The 4411-nt window shown below is 68.9% G+C and carries 5 protein-coding genes; 1 reads left to right on the forward strand and 4 read right to left on the reverse strand.

Annotation, left to right across the window (positions count from 1 at the left end):
- Positions 1–23: 23 nt before the first annotated feature.
- From ABI385_RS09480 to ABI385_RS09495, 4 genes are all read right to left on the reverse strand, one after another.
- Positions 24–1163: an alpha/beta fold hydrolase gene (locus tag ABI385_RS09480; RefSeq protein WP_348103503.1), complete on the reverse strand. Its 1140-nt coding sequence runs from the start codon at positions 1161–1163 to the stop codon at positions 24–26.
- A 70-nt stretch (positions 1164–1233) separates the two neighbouring features.
- On the reverse strand, positions 1234–2313 hold the full coding sequence (locus tag ABI385_RS09485; protein ID WP_348103504.1) for an ATP-dependent DNA ligase: 1080 nt from the start codon (positions 2311–2313) through the stop codon (positions 1234–1236).
- Positions 2314–2324: 11 nt separating this feature from the next.
- Positions 2325–2792, reverse strand: coding sequence for an ankyrin repeat domain-containing protein (locus tag ABI385_RS09490; RefSeq protein WP_348103505.1), 468 nt, complete (start codon positions 2790–2792; stop codon positions 2325–2327).
- A gap of 68 nt (positions 2793–2860) precedes the next feature.
- Complete coding sequence (locus tag ABI385_RS09495; RefSeq protein ID WP_348103506.1) at positions 2861–4003, reverse strand: ATP-dependent DNA ligase; 1143 nt, start codon at positions 4001–4003, stop codon at positions 2861–2863.
- Positions 4004–4218: 215 nt separating this feature from the next.
- On the opposite strand from ABI385_RS09495, the gene ABI385_RS09500 reads away from it, so the two are divergent.
- The coding region (locus ABI385_RS09500) for a DUF2945 domain-containing protein (RefSeq protein ID WP_348103507.1) at positions 4219–4411 on the forward strand (193 nt) is incomplete at its 3' end.

The following is a 4411-nucleotide window of genomic DNA, read 5'->3' on the forward strand; positions in this document are numbered from 1 at the left end:
GACCTAGCCGGACCTAGCCGGACCTAGGCGAGCAGGAACTCGGAGAGGACCCGTTCCCAACGGGGGGTGTCCAGGTTCCACATCTTGCAGTGTCGGGCGGTGTCCCATCGTTCGAGGGTGACGACGTCCGGCCGGGCCTCCGCCAGCGCGATCGACGGACCCGCGGGGACGAACTCGTCGTCGACCGAGTGCTGGATGAGGATCCGGTGGTCGATCTCGTCGGCGCGCGCGACCCAGTTGGTCAGCGCCACGTCGACCGGGTCGTGAACGCCGACGAGCCGGCTGGCCCCGCGGCGACCCATGACCAGGGTTCCGAGTGCCCGCAACGGTGGCGGGACGTGGTGCAGCCGGGCATGGTGGACGAGTACGTCGCCCCAGTCCACGACCGGAGAGTCGAGGAAGACGGCCTCGACGTAGTCGCTCAGCGCGGTGCGGCTGAGCGACTGGAGGATCACCGCCCCACCCATCGACCACCCACCGAGGACGACCCGGTCAGCCCCGGCGGAGATGGCGTACTCGAGCGCCGCCTCGACGTCTCGCCACTCGCTGAGCCCGAGGTTGTAGCGACCATCGGGCGCGGGTGGGGCCCCGGGGTCGTTGCGGTAGGTGATGACCAGGCAGGTGTATCCCAGCCGCAACAACGTCGGGAGTGCGCGCAGGCACTCCTCACGTCGTGCGGCGCGGCCGTGGACCAGGACGGCCCACCGGCCGTTCGGTGTCGTCCCGGTGGGTGGCTGAAGGAGCCACGCGGGCATGGGACCGAGCTCGTCGTCGATGGCGACGTCCCGGTAGGCCAGCCCGAGGCTGGTCATCGGGTTGTCCCAGTAGTAGTACTGGTTCCACCGCGCGGGACCAGGCGACAGCGTTCCGCGGTCCACGCCCAGGAGCTCGCGCGTGACGCTCTCGTCGTCACGACGCACGATGCTGCCGACCCGGGCGTGACCGCTGCCACCGTCGAGCCACAGTCCGTAGCGGCCGGGCACGGTGGTCTCGGGGCTGACGGCCAGGACGACCTCGTCGCCGACGACGTCGAGGACCTCGGTGTCATCGGGTCGGCGCTGGTCGGGAGTGAGGACCTTGCGCGCGAAGTACATAGCGGCGACAAGAGATCCACTGACGGCGGCGCCCACGACGGCGGCCCCGCTCGCACCTGCGACGCGCATCGCGCGTTGCGCTGTGACGTGGTCTGGAGATGGCGGGGTCATCGGCGTGCTGCCGTCGGCTGCGTATGCCTCACGCGCCGGAGGGCGCGCCGAGGCCGGGGACGATGTCGGACAGCTTGAACGTCAGGGGTTGCTCGAGCTGCTCGTAGGTGCACGACTCGGGGGTGCGGTCCGGTCGCCACCGGTTGAACTGCGCGGTATGCCGGAACCGCTCGCCCTCCATGTGTTCGTAGCGCACCTCCACGACGCGCTCGGGGCGCAGCGGCACGAAAGACAGGTCCTTGCCGGCGTTCCAGCGGGATCCTTCACCCTTGCGTGGGGTGCGTTCGCCCGCCATGTGGGCCGCCCAGTTCCAGGGGTGGCCCTCGAACTGCGTGACCAGGGGCTGCAGCTCGGCATACAGGCCGACTCGTCTGGCCATCGGGAACGCGCCGATGACGCCGACCGAGACCAGCGTTCCGCCGTCGTTGTAGAGGCCCAGCATCAGCGAACCGATCGCCTCGTTGTTGGTCTTGTGCGTGCGATAGCCCGCGACGACGCAGTCGGCGGTCCGCTGGTGCTTGATCTTGAACATCACGCGTTTGTCGGGCTGGTAGGTCCCGGTGAGCGGCTTGGCCACGACGCCGTCGAGACCGGCGCCCTCGAACTCGGTGAACCAGCTCTGCGCGAGCTCCTGGTCCTGGGTGGCCGGGGTGACGTGGAACGACGGTCCGACTCCGGAGAGCGCATGCTCGAGGGTGGCGCGCCGTTCGGCGAAGGGTCGGCCGGTGAGGTCGTCGTCGCCCAGGGCGAGCAGGTCGAAGGCCACGAACGAGGCGGGGGTGGCCTTGCTCAGCATCCGGACCCGGGAGTCCGCCGGGTGGATTCGCTGTTGCAGTGCCTCGAAGTCGAGTCCTTGCTGGGAGGCCACGATGATCTCGCCGTCGACCACGCACCGGTCCGGCAGCTCGGTGAGCGCCGCCTGCACGAGCTCGGGAAAGTAGCGGGTCATCGGCTTCTCGTTGCGCGAGCCCAGCTCGACCTCGTCGCCGTCCTTGAATAAGATCGACCGGAACCCGTCCCACTTGGGCTCATAGGAGGCGCCCGGCGGGATGGTCGGCACGGACTTGGCCAACATCGGCGCGACGGGTGGTGTCACCGGAAGTGTCATCGGTCCTTCGTTCAGTCGTCGGCGCGGGCGGTGGCGACGGGTGGGATGGCGTCTGCGTCGAGCAGGGCGGACATCTCGGTCAGCTGGAAGTACGCCGCGGTCGCCCGGGCGTCGGGTGACCCCGCGGTGGGGTTCGCGCCGTGCGACACCAGGGCGGTCACGATGCCTGCCTGCTGCCTGAACACGGCTGCTGACAGGGCGGTCTGTCCGCGACCGTTCAGCCGTTCGGTGTCCGCGCCACGATCCAGCAGCGCTCCGACCAGGGCGGCGTGCTCGTGGTACGCAGCCAGGATCAGGAGCGTGTCGCCGTTGGGGTTCGTGAGGTTGACAGGTACGCCCGCATCGAGATAGCGAGTGACTGTCTCGGTCTGACCGTCCCGGACCAGGTCGAACACCGAGGCGAGAAAAGCCACCTGCTCGTCGGTCAGCTCCGGACGGTCGTCCGGCAGGCCCACCTCTGCGTCCGAAACCTCCGTCACGGGGCCCATCGTAGGTGCGCCGCACGCGGACGACCTCCCCGCGCCGGGCGCGCCCGAAGCCCTCACGATCATCGCCGGCGTCGGGGTGAGTCCCACCCGCCCGGGGGGTCCTGCGGGTTGTCGCGCAGGTACCCACCCTCCGACGGCAGGTACTCGTCGTCCTCGTACCGCTTCTTCGACGGCTGCACCCGAGGCGGCTCACCCGGCATCTTCGGGTAGTCGGGCGGGAAGCTGAGCTCCGGCATACCTTCGCTCGCATCCCGGTCCCACCACGCGAGGGCGGCACTGACGTCACCGACCTCGTCGTTGATCGCCGCCCACGGGTCCGGTTGCGAAGCAACGAGATCCGGCACTGTCATCACAGTGAAGTCTCTGGGGCTGACGCTGTCGAGGTCGTTCCAGTCGCACGGCATACTGACCGGCGCTCCAGGCAGTGGTCGTGGGCTGTAGGCGGACGCGATCGTCCGGTCCCGGTTGGCCTGGTTGAAGTCGACGAACACCTTGGTCCCACGCTCCTCCTTCCACCAGGCAGTGGTGACCAGGTCGGGCAGGCGGCGTTCGAGCTCGCGGGCAATCGCGATGACCCCGTGGCGGACGTCGAGGAACTCGTGGTCGGGCATGATCCGCGCGTAGACGTGGATACCCCGGTTGCCGGAGGTCTTGGCGAACCCGGTGAGTCCGGCGTCGGCCAGGACCTCGCGCAGGGCCAGCGCAGCCGTCGCGGCCTCGGCGAACCCCATGCCGGGTTGGGGGTCCAGGTCGATGCGCAGCTCGTCGGGGTTGTCGAGCGCGTCGGGCGCGTCGTTCGCGGTCACCGGCCAGGGGTGGAACGTGATGGTGTTCATCTGCACGGCCCAGACCGCGGTAGCGAGCTCGTCGATGACGAGCTGGGGGTGGCTGCGCCCGGAGGGATAGGTGACGGTGACGGTCCGGCTGAACGACGGGACGCCCCGGGGCGGGTTCTTGGAGTAGAACTCCTCGCCCTCGATACCTGTCGGGAAACGCTGGAGGGTCACCGGGCGGTGACCGTTCAGAGGCATGAAACGCTCCCCCACCGACAGCAGGTAGCGGGCCAGATCAAGCTTGGTGATCCCGCCCGGAGCTCCCGCAGCGGTGTCGGGCCACAGCACGCGGTCCGGGCTGGAGATACGCACCGGTCGCGGCCCGTCAGCGCTCGGTACCTCGAGGATGTGGCCGTCCTTGGCTGCCATGGGAACAGCGTAGGTGGGCTGTTGCCGCCCTTGTACGCGAACATCGAGCGGGCCGATCGGCTGGCCAGCTGATCGGCCCGATCAGTTCTGAGCTACCGTCGTTCTGGCTGTGACGGGGGCGGTCGAGTCGCGCTCGCGCGGTTGGCCTGTCACGCCTGACAAGGTCGACGGTGACCCCGTCGCGCATCGTCCGTCCGGTCCAGAGGAGAGTCTCGATGACAACGAAGTTCTCGGTCGGGGACCACGTGCGGTGGAACTCCGAAGCCGGCCACGTGCAGGGGACGATCACTGAAATCCACACGAAAGACGTGGACTTCAAGGGCCACACTCGGCGCTGCAGTCCCGACGAGCCGCAGTACGAGATCAAGAGCGACAAGACAGACCACGTGGCTATGCACAAGGGCGATG

The organism is Lapillicoccus sp. (assembly GCF_039935575.1).
Lineage (GTDB): Bacteria > Actinomycetota > Actinomycetes > Actinomycetales > Dermatophilaceae > Lapillicoccus.

Coding starts and splice junctions, on each gene's coding strand:
- ABI385_RS09480 (WP_348103503.1), bottom strand. CDS start 1,163: ATGCGCGTCGCAGGTGCGAGCGGGGCCGCCGTCGTGGGCGCCGCCGTC.
- ABI385_RS09485 (WP_348103504.1), bottom strand. CDS start 2,313: ATGACACTTCCGGTGACACCACCCGTCGCGCCGATGTTGGCCAAGTCC.
- ABI385_RS09495 (WP_348103506.1), bottom strand. CDS start 4,003: ATGGCAGCCAAGGACGGCCACATCCTCGAGGTACCGAGCGCTGACGGG.